Source organism: Microbacterium sp. HM-570 (assembly GCF_054165885.1).
In genome coordinates this window covers 2,141,528-2,158,717 of the sequence record NZ_CM135111.1, presented here as the reverse complement: position 1 = coordinate 2,158,717, position 17,190 = coordinate 2,141,528, and the positions used below count along the sequence as shown (strand labels likewise).

The window sequence follows — 17,190 nt, the reverse complement described above, 5'->3', positions numbered from 1 at the left end:
CTCATTCCCCTCGCCCGTCCAGGGCCGCGCCTGCTCCCTCTGACGCATCGGAGGCCGGCCACTTGTACGGCCACTCCATCTCGCCGAGCATGTACTTCTCGACGTTGAATACGCCGTTCGTTGTGTCTTCGAGCGACTTCGGCCCATCGAAACCGACCACGTCCCAGCCCACGCGATTGCGGTTTCCGCCGTAGACAGGGTCGCCGTAGTACCCCTGTCGTGTGTGCAGCAGGAGGGCAGAGAAGAAGTCAGACCCGTTGTCTGACGCCCCACGATCGGATGCCGCTGCCCCCGCCGGGACCCAGGCGACCTCGTCGCCGAGCACCGTGGACTCAGGTTTCGGCGCGCCCGAAAGCGCCACGAGCACCTCGTCTTGCTGCTGTTCGTCGAGCGCGACGAACTCGACTCCGTATGCCTCGCGGCTGAGGCGATCGAGCTCGCGTACCCCCTCGTGGTACGTCGCTTGAAGCTCGGCGATCCTCCCCCGCCACGCGTCGGCCTCCTTGCCGCTCATCGCGAGGAAGCCCGACCCGTCAGCAGAGGCGTAAATGTAATCAATGCCCGACAGGTACCTGTCGATGAAGAGCGTAACCCCGGCCTCCTTCGCTCCCGCATCGTGATCCGTGGGCATGACCCGCGCCGTCGCAGCCTCGATCGTGTCCCACTCGTGATCGCTGAAGAACAGCCTCTCAGTGGAATCCGGGTCAATGGGCGGGATGTCGTTGCTCCACGCAGCCTTGCTGGCAGGATGCACCTCGTCACTTGGCAGGCGGCCGCCGTCCAAGGGCACATAGGGGCGCGCACGTCCGGCAGCGCGGTCGGCGCGGCGCCGTCCGATGCCGGGCGTGGCGGCAATGTGCTCGGCACAGCGCCATGCGTTCGCCATCATCAGCGGCGTGGGGTTGACTCCGGTCGACGTCGGGAACCCGCTGCCGTCGAGCACGAACAGGTTGTCGACATCGTGTGCCTGGCCCCAGCCGTTGAGCACCGATTTCGACGGGTCCGTGCCCATACGGGCCGTACCGTGCTGGTGAGTCGTGGTACCGGGAATCATGTCGGCGAGACCGACGGTGTGGATGCGCGAGGCACCCGCGGCCTCAAGGATCTCGGCATTCTTGGCCACCTGCCAGTTCGCCATCGCGATGTCGTTCGGGTGGCTGGTGTAGGTGATACGTGGAACAGGTATGCCCCACGCGTCTTGAACGTCGGGGTCGAGATCGACCCGGTTCGTGTGCCGCGGCATGTCGTGCAGGATCATCCCGATCTTCATCGCGTAGTTGAAGTAGTCGCGGTCCGCGTTCTTCATGGCCTGACCCCACAATGGGCGGTCGGGCATCGACCAGTTGATGGGCTGCAACGTCCCAGACGCCGTGATGAACGATCCGTTGATGTGCCCTCGTGACGCGTCCGATTCGTAGAACTGGAACGATCCCCCGTTCAGGTAATAGCCAGTCCAGCCGTACAGAGGGTCGTTCACCAAGTTGTCGAATAGGCCCGTGGCGTAGCAATACTCGTGGAACGTCGCATTGCGACCGACAAGGCCGCTGCTGTTTGCAAGACCGTCCGGAAACAGTGTCGACGTCGACAGCAGCAGCAAGCGCGCGGACTCGATCGCGGTCGAGCACAACACGACGATCTCGGCTTCTTGCTCGACCTCGCGACCCTCGGGATCAAGGTAGGTGACACTCTTCGCGCGCCCGTCCCGACCCACGTTCACCCGCGTCACGTAACTGTCGGCCCGCAACTCATAGAGGCCTGTGGCGAGCGCTTCGGGAATGAAGCTCGTAAGCGTCGTCGATTTGCTCAGCCCCGGGTCACCATAAAGGTTCCAGAAACCCGTGCACTGCGCGGGCGGGCGTCCGTTGTGCTCGCGCGTCACGAGACCTTGCGGTACAGGTGCGGCGTCGATACCGAGGCGGTCACACGCCTCGTAGAACTTCCGTCCGAACGCCGTGACGGGCGGCGGGGGCGTGGGATATGGGCGACTGCGGCGCACCTCATATGGGCTCTCACGATCGAGACCGCTCGTGCCGAACGCCCACTCGACCTTCGTGAGGTAGGGCTCGATATCGTCATAGGTGAACGGCCAGTCCGCGAGACTGGCGCCCTCGACCTCGCCGTGAATGGTCAATTGCCGGAAGTCGGAGGGACGGGGGCGCGGCATCCACGCATTCCAGTGCACCGTCCCGCCACCTACCTGCTGCGGGAGTGGAGAGAACGGAAAAATCTCGGCCTTAGTGTTCTCGTCCGGGCGACGGGTCCTCGGCTTGATACGCACATCGGGGTGCAGGTAGTTGCGTCCGAGGTACTTGATCTCGTCGAACGAGAAGTCCTTCGGCGTCAACCACGGGCCGCGCTCGAGGCCGACCACGGACAGCCCCTTCTCGGTGAGCACCTTTGCCACCGTTCCGCCCGTCGCACCAGCCCCGACGATCACCACGTCAACCTTCTCCGGCTTCCGCGCATACCGTGATGTTCTACTCATTGTTGTTTCTCCCTACTATTTGAGCCGTTGATGCATGCTTCGAAGATGGTTCCGGGCGTTCAGTTCGAGATCTGCGCGTAGTTGCGCCGTCTGAACAACGTGCTGAACCCGCGCGAGATATCCTTCGAACCGCCCGACGTGAGATACACCGCGAGCAGCACGAGGACGCCCTGAATGACGAGCTGACCCTCCGCCTGCACATTTCGAAGGTTCATGATGTTGGCGATGGTCCCGATGAGCAGTGCCCCGAGCACGGCGCTCACGGGATTCCCTTTGCCGCCGAAGAGCGCGGCCCCACCGACCACGGCCGCGGCGATCGAGTCGAGCGCGTAGTTCTGACCTGCCAACGCGCTGCCACCCGAGAGCTGTGCGGCGAGGATCAAACCGGCGAGACCGGCCAAGAACCCTGAGATCGAATAGGCAAGGATGACGTTCCTGCGAACCGGGAGCCCCGAGAGCAGCGCCGCATGACTGTTGCCGCCAATGGCGTACTGCTGTCGCCCGAAGATGGTGTATCGCATTACCAGCGCCGCGACGATCGTGACGATGATGAGCAGGACGGTGGGCGATGAGATGCCGAGTACCTGGCCGTTGAACAGACTGATGAACTCCTGGTTCGTTATCGCGATAAGCGAACCGCCCTGCACGAAGAACGAGATGCCCTGGATGATGCTCAGCATGCCGAGCGTCGCGATGAACGGGGTGATTCGCCCGAAGACGACCGCCAGGCCGTTGAGCACGCCAACCCCGGCGCAGATGACCAGGGCGCCGCCGATCGCTACGAGGAGCGAGCCGCCATGGGCCAGGATCCACGCCGAGAAGACCGTCGCGAGGGCGGCGATCGCGCCGACCGACAAGTCGATTCCCGCAGTGACGATGACCATGAACTGTCCGATCGCGAGGATCGAGACGATGGCACCCGTGAGGATGATGTTCTGGAGGTTCCGGCCGGTGAGAAAATACGGCGACGCGAACGAGCCGATAATCATGACCACCACGAGAGCCAACAGAATCGGGACGTACGACCCCGTGAACAGGCGCCGCACGCGTAAGCGAAAGGCCTGCTGCGGGTCGGAAGCAGGCGCAGTGAGCTGCTCATCGCGGTTCTTGAGTGTGTCAATCATTTTGGATGATTCCGTTCTCTGACATGACCTACCGCAGTAGACCCAATAGATGATCTAGATCCGTCATCTCGTGCTCGAAGGAGTCGGTCAGCCGTCCGTTCTGCATGACGTAGATGCGGTCGGCCATGAGCGCCTCGCTCAGCTCGGACGTGAGCAGCAGCACCGATCCGCCCTCCGCGAGATACCTGGCTATGCCGTCGTAGATGCTCTCCTTGGCCGAGACGTCGACGCCACGGGTCGGCTCGTTGATGATGAGGACGTCGGCGCCGGCGGCGATCCATTTGGCGAACACGACCTTCTGCTGGTTGCCGCCGCTCAGCGTCCCCACGACCTGCTCAGCGTCCCGCACCTTGATGCCGAGCTCGCGGATCATCTCGTCGGCGATGTCCGATTCCTTCCCACCTTGTCGAATGCCGAACCGATTGATCGACCCGAGGCTGGCCAACGAGATGTTTGCCTTGACCGTCATGTCGAGCACGAGCCCTTGAGACTTTCGGTCTTCGGGGATCATGCCGAGCCCCGCGCCGATCGCTTCGCGCGGCGCGCGGCCCCGCAGCCGATGAGTCGTGTTGACTTGGATCTCACCAGCTGTGCGCGCCCTGCTGCCGAAGAGCGCTGCACCGAGCTCGGACTGCCCGCTGCCCACCAACCCCGTGACCGCGACCGCCTCGCCCACCTTGACGGTCAGCGAGATGTCACGCAGCAGATTCGAGTCGCTGAGGCCGCGCACGTCAACGATCGCCGGCGCGTCTCTGGAGACGGCCTTGGGATTGATCCGGCGGCGAGTTCCACTCGTGATCTGCCCCAGGAGATCGTCGACGAGACTCTCACCCACCATCGAGCGAACCGCGGCGTCAGGGGCGAGTTCGGAGACCGATCTGGTCTGTATCCGGCGCCCGTCCCGCATCACCGAGATTCGATCGCACAACCGGTAGACCTCATCGAGCCTGTGCGAGATGAACACCACGGCGACGCCCTCGGAGCGCAGCTTGTCAACGACTTCGAAGAGTCGATCGACATCGGGCTGCGGTAGCGTCGCCGTGGGCTCGTCCAGCAGGAGCACTCGGGCCTTGTGATGCACAGCCTTCGCGATCTCAACCACCTGCTGCTCGGCCATCGAAAGCATCCCTACTGGGGTGTCGACAGGGATGTCGAAACCAAGGTTTCGGACGGCGGCCGCGGCGTTGCGGCGTACGGCATTCCAGTTGATGACGCCCAGCTTGTTCCGCGGCAAGTCGGAGATGTACACGTTCTCGGCCACAGTCAGAGCCGGCGCAAGGCTGAGTTCTTGATGGATCGTGTAGATGCCGGCCTGCTGCGCGTCGATCGGGCGAGAGAATCGCACCCGCGCGCCCTCGAGGTACAACTCCCCTTCGCTCGGAGCCTCGATTCCGGACATAATCTTGACCAGCGTCGACTTCCCCGCGCCATTCTGACCCAGCATCGCGTGACACTCGCCAGCCCAGATGTCGAGATCGATGCCGTCGAGCGCCCGCACACCCGGGTAACTCTTCGACACCCCGACGAGCCGCAACAACGGATCGCCGCGTCGACCCTCCTGACCAATCGGATCGGATCCTGATCTCGAATCAGTTCCCATCGTCATTCCCTCCTCGCTGAGTGTCAGACGACTCGGCGGCAGTCTCAGAACTTGGCGTTCTCTTTGAGGAACTCCGCGGCGTTGCCAGGGGTGTAGAGCGGTGTGTCAATGTACTTGATGCCCCCGGGGCAGGACTCGCTTTGGGGAACGCCCTCGATGGCGGCCTTCGCCATCTCGACGGCCACTTGACCTTGCACGTCCGGACTGTTTGCGCCGTCCGCGAAGATCGGACCATCGGGGTTGTCGATCATGAACTGCACGGTGGACATGGCGCCGTCGTAGGTTCCGATCACTGCCGTGTCCCAAATCCCCATGCTCGTCAACGCTGACTGGACGGACGGGAGCATTGAGTCGCTCGCGACGAACAGCAGCTGCAGATCAGGGTTCGCCGTCGCGACCTCCCGCAACGGCGCGAGGGCGCCATCGGCCGTCCACTCGCCGAAGACCGTCGGCAGCATGTCAAGGTCAGGTGCGCCAGGAACCGACTCATAGCCGCTCGTGAATCCGGAGGTACGAAGCTCGGTCACAATCTCTCCGGGGAAGCCGCCCACCATCACCGCCTTGACGGGGTCGGGGCCGGCGTTACGTGACTTCATCACCTCGGCGAGTTCGGCCCCGACCCCGGCAGCGGTCGCCTCCTGGTCTTCGGCGACGTAGCAATAAGCGCTCGATGCGAGCGATTCATCGAGGTTCGAGTTGACCGCAATCAACGGAATGTTCGCTTGCTTCAGCGCGGTGACGGAGCTAGCAACGCCCCTCGGGTCGGCGGGGTTGATGATGACGGCTCCCACACCCTTGGTGATGAAGGTCTGCACGTCGGAGTTCTGGACGATCGGATCACCCTTGGCATCGGACTCGAGCAGTTCGATGCCCTCTTCGGCCGCCGCGACCCGCGCCCCCTCGGACTGAGCGGCCCACCAGTCACTCTCAAAGTTGCGCTGGGCGAACCCCACCGGCGCGGAGGTTTCTTCTGCCGCGCCGCCCACAGCCCCCGATGCGCAGCCAGCCAAGGCTACGACGACGGCCGACACGGCGGATACTGCGATGAGCTTGCTTGTTTTCATGGTGATGCACCTCTTCGTGAATCAGGTTGGGAACAGCTCGGTCGAACTGTCCGGATGATGCAGGCAAGGGGGTACCTACGTTCGCGCGATGGCGAGCTACCCTTGACCGCTACGAGGATCTTCGGGAACGCGGACCCCCGACGCACGCCGTGCGTTCCTCGTTGAAGTCGTCCGCGTGACGTGCACGTAGGGTCTACTGGCTCCGGCCGGCGCGCATGTATCCCAGCTGATTTCCCCTCACCTTGGTTCGAACTCGATACACCGATGTCGAGGCCGTGATGTACAGCGTTCGCCAATCGGAATCGCCCCAGTTGAGGTTGGAGACCTTCTCCGGAACCTCGATCGTGCCTATCCGGTTCCCCGCCGGGTCGAAGATCCAGATCCCCTCGGGGCCGGTCACGTACAGGTTGCCGAGTTCGTCAACCTTCATGCCGTCGACGAAGCCGTCGGAGTTGTCGCTGACGGCGCTGATCCCGGATGCGAAGACGCGGTCGTCCGACAGGGCTCCGTTCGCGTCGTACTGGAAGGAACGGATGTGCGCGCGCTCGGTATCACCGACGTACAGTCGCGACTCGTCCGGTGACAAGCAGAGGCCATTCGGCTGCCCGAAGTCCGCGGCCAGAAGCTGCAGTTCGCCAGCGCGCGTTACGCGGTACACGCCGCGGAATTCGAGCTCCAAGTCGCGTTCGACGCCGAAGACGGGCATCCGGCCGTACACGGGATCAGTGAACAGTACCGCGCCATCGCTCGCGACGATCACGTCGTTCGGGCTGTTCAGCTCACGACCTTCCCAGCGTTCGGCGAGCACGGTGCGCGAGCCATCGGCGGCCTCACGCACGACTCTGCTCGTCGAGTGCTCACACACGATCAATGCGCCGCCATTGTCAATCGTCATCCCGTTGCACTTGTCGCTCTCAGCGCGTTCGATCGTCACCCCTTCGTATTCGCGCCAACGCCGCCGCTTGTCGTGAGGCATGTCACTGAACAACAGCGACTGATCCGGCATCCAAACGGGACCCTCAGTGAAGCCGAATCCGCTCGCCACACTCTCGAGACGCGACATCGGTTCGATCAGGTCGGCCATCCGTCTCTCAGGCGCTCCCCCAGACACCGCCCTCGCATGGCGCGCCGGCGCGTTAGCTCGCAATTTGTCCTCCATCGGCGTAGAAGGGCGCCCCGGTCGAGAAGCTGGAGTCGTCGCTCGCGAGGAACACGACCAACGGCGCGATCTCGGTTGGCAGCCCCGCCCGCCCGATGGGGTTGCCGCTTTCGGCTGCATCCGGATCAGCCTGGGCAGCGAGAAAGCTCCGCCCGATACCGGTCATGATGAGTCCTGGGACGAGAGCGTTCACAGTGATGTTCTCCCGAGCATGGTCCATCGCCATGGCGCGGGTGAGGGACATCACTGCCCCTTTCGAGGCGATGTAGGCCGCGTTGTCCGGCCAGCCGAGAAACGAGCTCGGCGACGCGGTGTTGATGATGCGCCCGCCTCCTCCGCGCCGCATCTCAGGGATGGCGAAGCGCGAGCAGAAGAAGATGCCGTCGACGTTGATCGAGAAGATTCGCCGCCACTCGCTGGTCGGCAGGTCGACGACGTTGCCCTCCATGGGATTGATGCCCGCGTTGTTGAACAGAACGTTCACGCCGCCAAAGGCCGCGACGGTCTCCTGGATGAGCCGACGCGCGTCGTCCTCCTGCGAGACGTCACAACGGACGGCGATCGCGTTGCCGCCCGCCTGCTGGATCAGCTCCGCCGTTTCCTCGGCACCGGCCGTATCGACATCGCTGACGGCGACACTGGCTCCTTCTGCCGCGAGTGCGATGGCGGACGCGCGCCCGATCCCCGAAGCTCCGCCCGTGACGATCGCCGTTTTTCCGGTCAGTTTCACGTTGTCCTTATCCAATGACTAGAGGGGTACGAGCTGCACCCAAGAGCGACTGCGTAACCACACGGAGTGCGTGCGGCTGGCGCACGGCCCCTCGCAATGCGCGGGAGCGAATCGCGAGAGCAAGATCTGCGATTGCCCGCGACTGCAAGAGGCCGTGCTGCCCGAACGGTCGAGTCAGACCAGGGCCGGCGCCTCACCCGCACGTGACAGATCGAGCGGGCGTGCCAGATCATCCGTCTGAACGACTCGATCCGCGACACCGTAGTGGTTGAACGTGCAACGACCGAAGTACGACGTGAAGTCGCTCAGCGGGCCGATCGGGATCTGATCGAACGGACCGTCCTGGATCGAGATGTTGCCCGTGCCCTTCATCGTGTCCGCGGCCTCGAACTCGAGGTGGACCCAAACGAGTTCGTTCTTCTCGAGCCCGATCTCGGTGTTGGCCGGGGTCTGGCGGTAACAGATGGAGTACGCCTTTCCGAAGAACGGGAACTCCTCCTTGTCGATCGGCTTGAGGTCCTCGACCACGCCCGACACGAGGTGTGATCCCCGGCGTCCGACCGTGTACTCATAACGGTCGGAATCCTCGGCGGAACGAGGGGTGATTGCCATCTGGCCGATCTTCTTCGGGTAACCCCACACCTCACGCCCATGAACGAGCACCAGATCGTCGTCGACATAGAGCTGCACGAGGAACAAGCCCTCAGAGTCCGGGTCGTCAGGCAGATGCGTCTTGATGCCGATACCCCACTCATGGAACGGGTATGCCCACGTGCGAACGCCCTCCTTCTCCGTCTCCTTGAAGTACCCCATGTAGATGACGACTTCGTCTGTGGCCACGAGCGGTGCCGGCACGAGTTTGCGCAAGTGCTCGAGGTCGCCCTTGGCGGTCATGATCAGATAGTCGGCGTCGATACGCCCGATCATTTCGCCGTTGTCGCACGCCATCCAGTCGAGTTCGTAGTTCCTACAAACTTCTCCCTGCTTCACAGGTTTCTCCCATCTCCATTGATTGCGGCAGTGGCGAGAGTGGTACAGCAACAAGCTCACCGCGGATGGGTCGTGTTTGAGCATCCGGGCCGGACTTCAGAGCTTTCGCCAGGCAGTTCCCCCGCCGTGTTCCCGATGCTATGTCAGGCTCGAACGAGATGTCAACATTTGGATATTGTGTCACTCTGTTGGCACACTTAGACTTGCTCATATGTCGGACCAGGCGGGCACGATCCAATTGGTCAGACGAATTCAACCGGGAAAACATGACTCAACTTTCTGAACCGACCAGTCGCTGGTCGAGCGCGTCGGCCTCGCCCGCAGTCACACGTGCGGCCGTCATCCTCGAGATACTGGCCAAGAGCCGCGGCCTGCCGATCTCCATCGGCCAAATAGCCGCATCCGCCAAGATCCCGCGTTCTTCGGCGGCGAATATCTGTGCCGCACTCTCGGGCTCCGGGATGGTGATCGAGACTGACCGTGGCTTCATGCTCGGGCCGCGACTGTTTGAATTCGGCCAGGCCTACGTGTCCACCCTCGACCCGTTGCGGAGCTTCACTGAGGCCTGCCAGAATCTTCCTCCCAGCATGAGCGACAAAACCATCCAGCTCGCCACACTCGACGGGCTCGATGTCATGTACCTCGGTCGACACGACGGTAATCAGCGCATCCAGATCGCATCGAGTGTCGGCCTTCGGCTGCCGGCAAACTGTACTGCGCTCGGCAAGGCCATGCTCGCGGATCTCCCCAGGGACGAGAGCGCCGAGCGACTGCACGCCGCGGAGCCGCTTCCGTCGCTGACGAGATACTCGAAAACGACGGCCGCGGAGCTCGAACTGGAGCTCGAACAGATCCGGCACACCCGATACGCCATCGACGATCAGGAGACCACGGAAGGGATTCTGTGCGTCGGTGTTGCGGTGCCCGACATACCTCAGGGGTCCGGCAGGTTCGGAGTCAGCATCACCACCCTGAAGAGCCTCGCCACTCGGGCGCGGATCGAGCAGCTCGTCAAGACCGCCACCGACCTCGCCCGCGCGGTTTCACGCCCTGCCGGTGCTGTTCTCGGCTGACTGACGGAGCGGGATACCTCGCCGAGTGGGGTCCTAGCGGCCAGCGGAGCATCTCGGCGCACGTGAGAGAGGTTCCCCTTACTCCTCTGTTTCTGCCTCACGTGGGTAGCTGGATAAGCCCGCAGAACGGACATCGCCAGACTGGAGTGCGCTTCGGGTTATCGACGGCCTCGAGGTGTACGAGGCATTGGCGGCAGTTGGGGGCGAAGCCGCGCCAGGTGGTGTCCTCGTCGGGGGTCATCGGGTCAGGGTAGGCGTCTGCGCGTGAGGGTGTAGGTATGTGTCCACAGGGTTTGCTGGTGGGCTGACCCCGTTTTGTAGGTCCAGCCGTTGTGTGAGTTGTCCTGTTGCCCGAGGGTTCGGGCAGGGAGACTGGTCAGATCATGTCGAACAGCAGGAAGCGTCACACTCCGGAGCAGGTCGTCCGCAAGCTCGGGCAGGCCGACAGGATGCTCGCCGACTGGCAGGACGTCGCCGCGGTGTGCCGGGAGCTCGGGGTGTCGGAGCAGACGTAGTACAGGTGGCGAAACCGACGACTCACACACCGCCCGGACCGACTGAAGGGTGCGGCCCACTGGTGCTGGCGATGATGCGGGCGGCGCCTTCAAGGGTGAGGTCGGTCAGCCCGGTCTTGTCGAGGGCGCGAGCAAAGGTTCGTTCGAGTCCGTTTAGCCCTTCGTATCCGGCGTGTAACGCATTGTCGAAATGTTCTGTCTCGGCCTCGCGCACAAGGATCGGGCCGACTGGATAGGGGTTTGGCTTTCGTTGAACGAGGGAGACGTTTTCGATGTAGGCGTGCACGACCTTGTTGGCAAGGTCTTTGATCTGAGCGAAAGCGGGACGCGCGTTGATGTGCGCGAGGTAATCGTCAAGGGTCGATTGGTCGAGGTCCGCGAGGGTGGTGCCTTGCGCGCTGATCCAGCTGAGGAATCGTGCTCTGGCCAGAGTTGCGCTGCGTTGGTTTGTGAAGACGCCGATCGTGATGTCGTTGCCGTTGTCGCGGTAGCGCCGGAGCAGTTGCGGGAGGACCACCCATCGGTGGAATCGGCGAAGGATGGGCGCGTGCTCGCGCGGCAGGTGCGCGGCGTGGGTGTCGACGAAGATGTTGAGCTCGTGGAGGAGTACGGGGATCGGCGGGAGTGTGTCGGCGTCGATCAGGAGTCGGCGGAAGTATCGGGTCCGTGGTCCGGGCGGGAGTTGGTCGATTGTGAAGTGGCCGATGGGCAGGTTCCCTGACGCCATGTCACGCAGCGTTCGGTCGATATCTCCTCGCCGTAGCCAGCGGACGATGGACCGTGGATCCATCGGCGCGGTCGTGAGGTAGTCGCGCAAATTGGCGAGCGGCGGCGGGAGGGAACCGTCGTTGCCGAGGAGCTCCTGGAGGCGTTCGTCCAGGCGACAGTGCCCGCACTGTGCGCCGGTGAGGAATCGTTCGCTTCCACAGGTGCTGCAGGCGAATCGGCGGGGTTGGCCGGCGCATTCCGCGCAGCAGACATCTCCGCGCTTGTTGATGAAGGCGAGAACGCGCGTCTCGGAGCAGGACGGGCACGTCGCGGGGTTGCGGCGGAGTGCGCTGTAGCAGGCGTTGCAGATCTGTCCGCCGAGGAGGAAGTAGCGGCGCGGCGCATCTTTTTCGCAGCGGGTGCATGTGTGTGCGGTGCCGGGCATGGTCAGTTGCCGGGCTGGTCGGGGCGGTGTAAACGTGCGCGGACGGGGCGGAGATCCCCGATGGAAATGTCGCGAGGTCCCTGGCCGGCCGCGTCGGCATGGGTGGTGATGCGCTGGGACTTGATGGTGAGGAGTTCACTGGGCCCGCAGTCGAAGATCTTGCAGAGCGCGGCGAGCACCTCGATGTTCAGCCGTTCTGGGGTGCGGGTCACCAGGCGGAAGACTTGCTCCCGGGAGAGCTGCACGCCGTGGTCTCGTAATGGCTGGATCAGGTCGGTGGTTTGGAACATGCCGACGTCGGCCATGAGAGTGCGGAGGTTCCAAACCACGGGGCCGTCTTGGTCAGTTGCCATCGTTGTCTCCGTAGATTTGTGAGAGCGCGCGGGCGAGGGCGCGGTTCTTGAAGTCGTCGCCGACAGAGGTGTAGATCGCGGTGGTGGACGCGTAGGCGTGACCGACTTGGTCTTGGACGAACTTCTCGCTGTAGCCCCACTCAATGAGGTTCGTCACGTAGGTGTGCCGGAGCGCGTGCGGCGTCAGCTCAGTGGGGAGACCGACCTGGTCACGCAAGTCCGCGAACCGCATGTTCAGGTAGCGGGTGCTGACCCTTGTGTGCCGCTCCGTGGGCCAAAGAACGTCGGTGTGCCAGTCACTAACGAACCGCGGACGAGCGAGGTCGACCCATTGCCTCAGCCCATCAACGACCCACCCGATCTCCGGGACGGTCAGGACGGTGCGTCGTTTCGGACCGGTCCCCCGGGCTGCCTTCCCATGCCGCACGTAAAGCGCGCCGAAACTGCCGAAGCGCGGTGCCGCCGGATTCGACCGTAGATCAGCGATGTCGAGCCCGACTACCTCGGCGCGACGTAGCCCGAAGGCGTAGATCGTCTTGAATATCTGCGAGTCTCTGAGGGCGTTGAGTGCGCCCTTCCGCCGCGTCCGGAGGATGGAGTCCACGCGGTCGTCGGCGGCATCGAAGAACCGTTGCAACTCATCCGTCGTCAGCGCCCGCCGGCCGGGACGCGCTTCGAAGTCGAGAAGATGCGCAATGGTGTTCCAGTCATGGCAAATCTGCTGAGAGGCTACCCCGAACCTCTTCGTGCACTCGGCCGGCCAGCCGTAGCGAATGTCACTGATGAAGTCGCAGAACAGCCGGATCGTCAGCTGATAGCTACGAAGTGTGGCGCGGGTCAATGGGTTGGCACCAGACCGCGCGCGCGTCGTGAAGTCTTCCAAGTCTCCCGGTGCCCACCGCCACGGATAGTCCTCACAGAACAACTGAAACCGGCGGATGAACTGCTGCCGCCGCTCGACAGTCCTCGGCTGCAGGCCACGACTCGCCTGCTGGTCGCCCCAGCGAGCCACCATCGCATCGAAGACGAACCGTTCTTCGTCCAGAGCAACCACATTCGCCGCGAGGACGATCAGTGACGGCGAACTCCCCGGCTCGTGGTGGATCACGGGAACCATGTTGCATCCAACGCATCATCGTTGCAATAGGTTGGACTCGCCCGCAGTCGACACGTCTACCACCCGCTGCGACTGCGACCGTCGAATCCGGGACGTTCGCGGAGGGGTCTTACGGCTTCCACACCATCAGCACGACTACCGAGACCAGGCAGATGGCTGCAATGCCCGAGCTCACCGCGACGCGCGTGTAGCGCTGCTTCGGTTCCCGCCGTTCCGGGTGCAGGTATGTAGGGATGACGATCCCGAGCGTGAGCGCAACGGCGATCACATAAAGGATGAGAGATCCCAGAACCCAGGGGGTGGTGATGGAGAGGTCATATTTCGGGTCGGCCATACCCATGACCCCGAATCCGGTGACAATCACAAGGAAGGACAGGTAGGTCAGGAGGCGGAGGCTCTTCGCTGACGCCGTTGCGCGGGCGTTGTCTCCGGTGCGAAGCGCGCGCAGGGCGGTCATGGGCATGATGGCGATGGGGCCGATGATGAAGACCGCGGTGGCGACGTGCAGGATGCTGAACAGAAGGTCCAAGGGGATTTCCTTTGCTGAAGGGCTGCTTGTTAGGCGGCAGGGACGGTGGCGACGAGTGTGCCGTCGACGAGGTTGACGACGCCGTGCATCCGGGGCAGGTGGACGAGGTCGTGGGTGACGAGCAGCGTCGAGGTATTCAACTCGTCGGTCAGGCGCAGGATGAGCTGGATGATGCTGGCGCCGCGTTCCTGGTCAAGGGCGCTGGTGGGTTCGTCAACGAGGAGCACGCTGGGGTCGTTCATCAGGGCGCGGGCGATGTTCACTCGCTGGCGTTGACCTCCGGAGAGCTGATGGGGTCGTTTGTCTCGGTGGTCGGCGAGTCCGACCGCGTCCAGAAGTGTCTCGGCTCGTTTGGTCGCGTTGCCACGGTTTCGGCGGGAGTGGCGTGCGCCGAGCTCGTTCATGACGGACAGCTGCTCGAGCGCGGTCAGGGACGGGATGAGGTTGGACTGCTGGAAGACGATGCCGATCTTGTTCCGGCGGGTCTCAGTCGCTTCGCCGGGGGTGAGGCGGGTGGCATCGATGTCGTCGATGAGGGAAGCACTTCCGATCGGACGATAAGCGACGCGGGAACCACGACGCCTACCGCCGCGATTCACATCGCTGCGTGCACCGCGCGCTGGTCGGCCTGCTCAGAATCGATCGATTTCGGTGCCTCGTCGTGTATTAGAGGATTCCAACAGTTCTGTTCCGAGCTGTCAGAGGGTGTTGCAGATAGCGCACCTATGCGTGCATCTTCATCGTGCGAGGTATACGTGCATCCCGAAGCCAGCCGGATCGCTTGCGGTCAATCGCGGTAGGCGTACACGGTGAGGGACCGGCTTGCGGGCGCGTCGTCGTTCGTTTCGCTTCACCGTGTGGAGGGCGCAAAGCGGACTCCTCCGGTCTCGTGACGGGCGTTCACGCCGGGTGCCTGTGAGTCCGTCGACACGCTGTCCTGAAGCGCGGGACCCAAATTCGTAGTGTGGTCGAGCGGAGGTTTCCCGAGGATCTTCCGCGCTGCATCCAGAGTTGCGAGCGCTTCCCCGAAGATGAGCGAGTCCAAATGCTTCATGTTGATGTGGACCAACTTCTGATCCTGGGGATCGTGCTCGACGCGGAGCGCGCAAGCGGAGCCAATCGGCTCAATTTCCCGACAAGTCGAGCGATATAGTGCACGTCCGCGATCAGTTCCGCTTGCGTCAACGATTCCCGATCGTGGTGGCGAGGACGATGCCCCAGCCTGTTGTTCTCTCGTGGGAGGGGCATCGTCCTGGCCGTTGGGTCGCTCAGCCGTTCGAGGAGGGCGCTCCTGGGACCAGCACGGCCCGTCCGGGGATCTGACCGGTGGCGAGGCGCTCGAACACTTCGTTGATTTCCGAAAGTGGGTGTCGTTCAATCGCCGATACCAGGCGCCCAGAGCGGGCTAGCGCGAGTACCTCCTCGAGTTCATTCCGGGTACCCCAGTTGCTCGTCATCATCACTGCTTCGGCGGCGAAGCGGAAGAACGAGAACGGGAAGCTGCCGCCCGCGAGCCCGACGAGCACAAAGATACCGAGCCGGTCCACCGCTCCAGCACCAAGGGCCATGGTCGTGTCGATTCCGACAAAGTCAAGAACAGCCGCTACCCCGTCCTGGCCGGCGGCAGTGCGAATCTGTTCCGCGGCATCAGCATCTCGAGGGTCGACGGTGACGTCGGCGCCGAGCTCGTGTGCGGTCTGACGCTTCTTCTCGTCGGTGTCGACGACGATCACCTTTGCCGGGGAGAGCAGCTTCAGGAACTGGACCCCGTACTGGCCGAGCCCTCCAGCGCCGATCAAGACCGCGCTAGTGCCGGGCACGAGGTGGGGCAGTGCCTTCTTGACCGCCGAGTAAGGCGTAAGGGCTGCATCGGTGAGAGCGGCTGCTTCTACCGGGTCGAGTCCGTCTGCCCGGAGCAAATGCCGCACGGACGGCACGACCATGTACTCCGCATACCCGCCTGCTGGGCCCATGCCGCCCCACAGGAATGTGTTGCAGAGCTGTTCCTTGCCTCCCAGGCAGAAACGGCAGTGACCGCAGCCCCAGCCGCCGAACACGACGACCGCGTCGCCGACCTCGAACCCGTTGCCTTCTGCGCCGGGACCGAAGGACTCGATCCAGCCTGCATTCTCATGACCCAGGGTGTGTGGGAAAGCGACACCCGGAATCTCGCCGGACTTGACGTGCAGGTCGGAGTGGCATGCCCCGGATCCACCGATTCGTATCAGGACCTCCCCAGGCCCAGGTTCTGGAGTCGGAACGTCCTCGATGACGAAATCCGACCCTACTTCGTTCAGTCGTGCTGCTTTCATATTGTGCGTCCTCTTCTGTTCACAGATAGGCCATTAGCAGGCCTTGTTCGGGATGGTGGTTCGCGGTCGCCTGCGATCGCAGGGTGCAACTCGTAGAAGCGTCGGTGCTGTTCGATCAGGGCGTTGGGTTCGCACCTCCCATCGACGTCAGGTTCACGTGGCGAGGCGGGCTGCCCATCCCGGGGAGGCGGCGCGGGGCGGCAACGAGAGGTCCCGACGTGAATTGCACGAGGGTCCGCACGTAAGCGGTCTCCGGATCAGCGCCCGCTGTGACCATGTCCTCGAGGGCGATCCGAATCGAACTCGCCACGGCTGCGGCAGCCGCGCGGGCGGCGACAGAGTCCGCCGCCAACCCGAGCCGGGGCGCCAACACGGGCGCGACCGACAGCTCACCGTCATGAACCTTTCGCATGAACACCGACCACATCTCCGAGTTGCGGAACACGAGGGGAAACAGCTGCAAAGTGCGCTCAGCAGATTCGCCCAGCAAGCTTGCCCGGAACGCGAGGCGCAGCACCTCCGTCAGGGCGATGTCTGGATCCGTTTCGACGATCACCGCGTTGAAACGTCGAATGAACCAGTCGAACACTGGCCCAATCGACTCGGCCTTGACCGGAAAGTACCGATAGAACGTTCGCTGCGAAATGCCGATCTCGCTCGCGATCTCAGTGATCGTCAGGTCCGTGGTGCCACGGGCGATGAACAGTGCGCAGCATTGTTCCGATGCGCGAAGACGCGCGCCCTCTCGCGGCTCGATTTCGCACTCCATCACGGGGGTGATGCTACACCTGCGTGGCAGAAACTGCCACGGCCTACCCAGGTGCGAAGTCTCCTCGCTGGAGGTTCGACCCTGCAGCAGATCTCCAATCACATCCGGCTCTCAGTTCCCGCCGGCACTGCTGCCTGCTGCCTCCGTGTCGTGGTGCGCAAATCTATCCGAGCCTCTTGCCGCATCGGTGAGCAAGGATCTTGTTCACCCAACGTCG

The 17,190-nt window shown here is 63.4% G+C and carries 15 protein-coding genes and 1 pseudogene; 2 read left to right on the top strand and 14 right to left on the bottom strand.

The window, feature by feature from the left end:
- Window position 1: 1 nt before the first annotated feature.
- The 7 genes from ACT9TC_RS10275 to ACT9TC_RS10245 all read right to left on the bottom strand — a co-directional run bounded on the left by ACT9TC_RS10275 (window position 2) and on the right by ACT9TC_RS10245 (window position 9,089).
- Window positions 2–2,485, bottom strand: coding sequence for a gluconate 2-dehydrogenase subunit 3 family protein (locus tag ACT9TC_RS10275; protein ID WP_458040417.1), 2,484 nt, complete (start codon window positions 2,483–2,485; stop codon window positions 2–4).
- Between the two features lie 59 nt (window positions 2,486–2,544).
- Window positions 2,545–3,609 carry an ABC transporter permease gene (locus tag ACT9TC_RS10270; RefSeq protein WP_458040416.1) on the bottom strand — a complete coding sequence of 355 codons (1,065 nt, stop codon included), beginning with the start codon at window positions 3,607–3,609 and terminating at the stop codon, window positions 2,545–2,547.
- A gap of 28 nt (window positions 3,610–3,637) precedes the next feature.
- Window positions 3,638–5,128, bottom strand: coding sequence for a sugar ABC transporter ATP-binding protein (locus ACT9TC_RS10265; protein ID WP_458040415.1), 1,491 nt, complete (start codon window positions 5,126–5,128; stop codon window positions 3,638–3,640).
- A 125-nt stretch (window positions 5,129–5,253) separates the two neighbouring features.
- Window positions 5,254–6,273, bottom strand: a complete 1,020-nt coding sequence (locus ACT9TC_RS10260) for a substrate-binding domain-containing protein (protein ID WP_458040414.1) — start codon at window positions 6,271–6,273, stop codon at window positions 5,254–5,256.
- Window positions 6,274–6,466: 193 nt separating this feature from the next.
- Window positions 6,467–7,357, bottom strand: a complete 891-nt coding sequence (locus ACT9TC_RS10255) for an SMP-30/gluconolactonase/LRE family protein (protein ID WP_458040413.1) — start codon at window positions 7,355–7,357, stop codon at window positions 6,467–6,469.
- A gap of 52 nt (window positions 7,358–7,409) precedes the next feature.
- Complete coding sequence (locus ACT9TC_RS10250; protein ID WP_458040412.1) at window positions 7,410–8,162, bottom strand: SDR family NAD(P)-dependent oxidoreductase; 753 nt, start codon at window positions 8,160–8,162, stop codon at window positions 7,410–7,412.
- A 174-nt stretch (window positions 8,163–8,336) separates the two neighbouring features.
- The gene (locus ACT9TC_RS10245) at window positions 8,337–9,089 is read right to left on the bottom strand and encodes an acetoacetate decarboxylase family protein (RefSeq protein ID WP_458040411.1); all 753 of its coding nucleotides are present in this window, start codon (window positions 9,087–9,089) and stop codon (window positions 8,337–8,339) included.
- Window positions 9,090–9,418: 329 nt separating this feature from the next.
- Between ACT9TC_RS10245 and ACT9TC_RS10240 the strand changes: the two genes are divergently transcribed.
- Entirely contained in the window at window positions 9,419–10,225 is an 807-nt protein-coding gene (locus tag ACT9TC_RS10240; protein WP_458040410.1) for an IclR family transcriptional regulator, read from the top strand.
- Between the two features lie 383 nt (window positions 10,226–10,608).
- A pseudogene (locus tag ACT9TC_RS10235) lies at window positions 10,609–10,737 on the top strand (IS3 family transposase); the annotation flags it as partial.
- A 25-nt stretch (window positions 10,738–10,762) separates the two neighbouring features.
- Here the strand turns inward: ACT9TC_RS10235 and ACT9TC_RS10230 are convergent.
- From ACT9TC_RS10230 to ACT9TC_RS10200, 7 genes are all read right to left on the bottom strand, one after another.
- Complete coding sequence (locus ACT9TC_RS10230) at window positions 10,763–11,893, bottom strand: hypothetical protein (RefSeq protein ID WP_458040409.1); 1,131 nt, start codon at window positions 11,891–11,893, stop codon at window positions 10,763–10,765.
- 2 nt (window positions 11,894–11,895) lie between these two features.
- Window positions 11,896–12,198: a helix-turn-helix domain-containing protein gene (locus tag ACT9TC_RS10225; RefSeq protein WP_458040408.1), complete on the bottom strand. Its 303-nt coding sequence runs from the start codon at window positions 12,196–12,198 to the stop codon at window positions 11,896–11,898.
- Window positions 12,199–12,235: 37 nt separating this feature from the next.
- Window positions 12,236–13,363 carry a tyrosine-type recombinase/integrase gene (locus ACT9TC_RS10220; RefSeq protein ID WP_458040407.1) on the bottom strand — a complete coding sequence of 376 codons (1,128 nt, stop codon included), beginning with the start codon at window positions 13,361–13,363 and terminating at the stop codon, window positions 12,236–12,238.
- 109 nt (window positions 13,364–13,472) lie between these two features.
- Window positions 13,473–13,892 (bottom strand): DUF2269 family protein, encoded by a 420-nt coding sequence (locus tag ACT9TC_RS10215; protein ID WP_458040406.1) that lies wholly within the window; start codon window positions 13,890–13,892, stop codon window positions 13,473–13,475.
- Window positions 13,893–13,921: 29 nt separating this feature from the next.
- Entirely contained in the window at window positions 13,922–14,491 is a 570-nt protein-coding gene (locus ACT9TC_RS10210; RefSeq protein WP_458040405.1) for an ABC transporter ATP-binding protein, read from the bottom strand.
- A gap of 669 nt (window positions 14,492–15,160) precedes the next feature.
- Entirely contained in the window at window positions 15,161–16,204 is a 1,044-nt protein-coding gene (locus ACT9TC_RS10205; RefSeq protein WP_071043064.1) for an NAD(P)-dependent alcohol dehydrogenase, read from the bottom strand.
- A gap of 115 nt (window positions 16,205–16,319) precedes the next feature.
- Window positions 16,320–16,973 (bottom strand): TetR/AcrR family transcriptional regulator, encoded by a 654-nt coding sequence (locus ACT9TC_RS10200; protein ID WP_458042914.1) that lies wholly within the window; start codon window positions 16,971–16,973, stop codon window positions 16,320–16,322.
- Between the last annotated feature and the right edge of the window lie 217 nt (window positions 16,974–17,190).

What these genes read in the sequence shown, in the direction of transcription:
- ACT9TC_RS10275 (WP_458040417.1), bottom strand. Translation starts at nt 2,485, where the DNA reads ATGAGTAGAACATCACGGTATGCGCGGAAGCCGGAGAAGGTTGACGTG.
- ACT9TC_RS10270 (WP_458040416.1), bottom strand. Translation starts at nt 3,609, where the DNA reads ATGATTGACACACTCAAGAACCGCGATGAGCAGCTCACTGCGCCTGCT.
- ACT9TC_RS10260 (WP_458040414.1), bottom strand. Translation starts at nt 6,273, where the DNA reads ATGAAAACAAGCAAGCTCATCGCAGTATCCGCCGTGTCGGCCGTCGTC.
- ACT9TC_RS10255 (WP_458040413.1), bottom strand. Translation starts at nt 7,357, where the DNA reads ATGGCCGACCTGATCGAACCGATGTCGCGTCTCGAGAGTGTGGCGAGC.
- ACT9TC_RS10245 (WP_458040411.1), bottom strand. Translation starts at nt 9,089, where the DNA reads ATGATCGGGCGTATCGACGCCGACTATCTGATCATGACCGCCAAGGGC.
- ACT9TC_RS10240 (WP_458040410.1), top strand. Translation starts at nt 9,419, where the DNA reads ATGACTCAACTTTCTGAACCGACCAGTCGCTGGTCGAGCGCGTCGGCC.
- ACT9TC_RS10230 (WP_458040409.1), bottom strand. Translation starts at nt 11,893, where the DNA reads ATGCCCGGCACCGCACACACATGCACCCGCTGCGAAAAAGATGCGCCG.
- ACT9TC_RS10225 (WP_458040408.1), bottom strand. Translation starts at nt 12,198, where the DNA reads ATGGCCGACGTCGGCATGTTCCAAACCACCGACCTGATCCAGCCATTA.
- ACT9TC_RS10220 (WP_458040407.1), bottom strand. Translation starts at nt 13,363, where the DNA reads ATGGTTCCCGTGATCCACCACGAGCCGGGGAGTTCGCCGTCACTGATC.
- ACT9TC_RS10205 (WP_071043064.1), bottom strand. Translation starts at nt 16,204, where the DNA reads ATGAAAGCAGCACGACTGAACGAAGTAGGGTCGGATTTCGTCATCGAG.
- ACT9TC_RS10200 (WP_458042914.1), bottom strand. Translation starts at nt 16,973, where the DNA reads ATGGAGTGCGAAATCGAGCCGCGAGAGGGCGCGCGTCTTCGCGCATCG.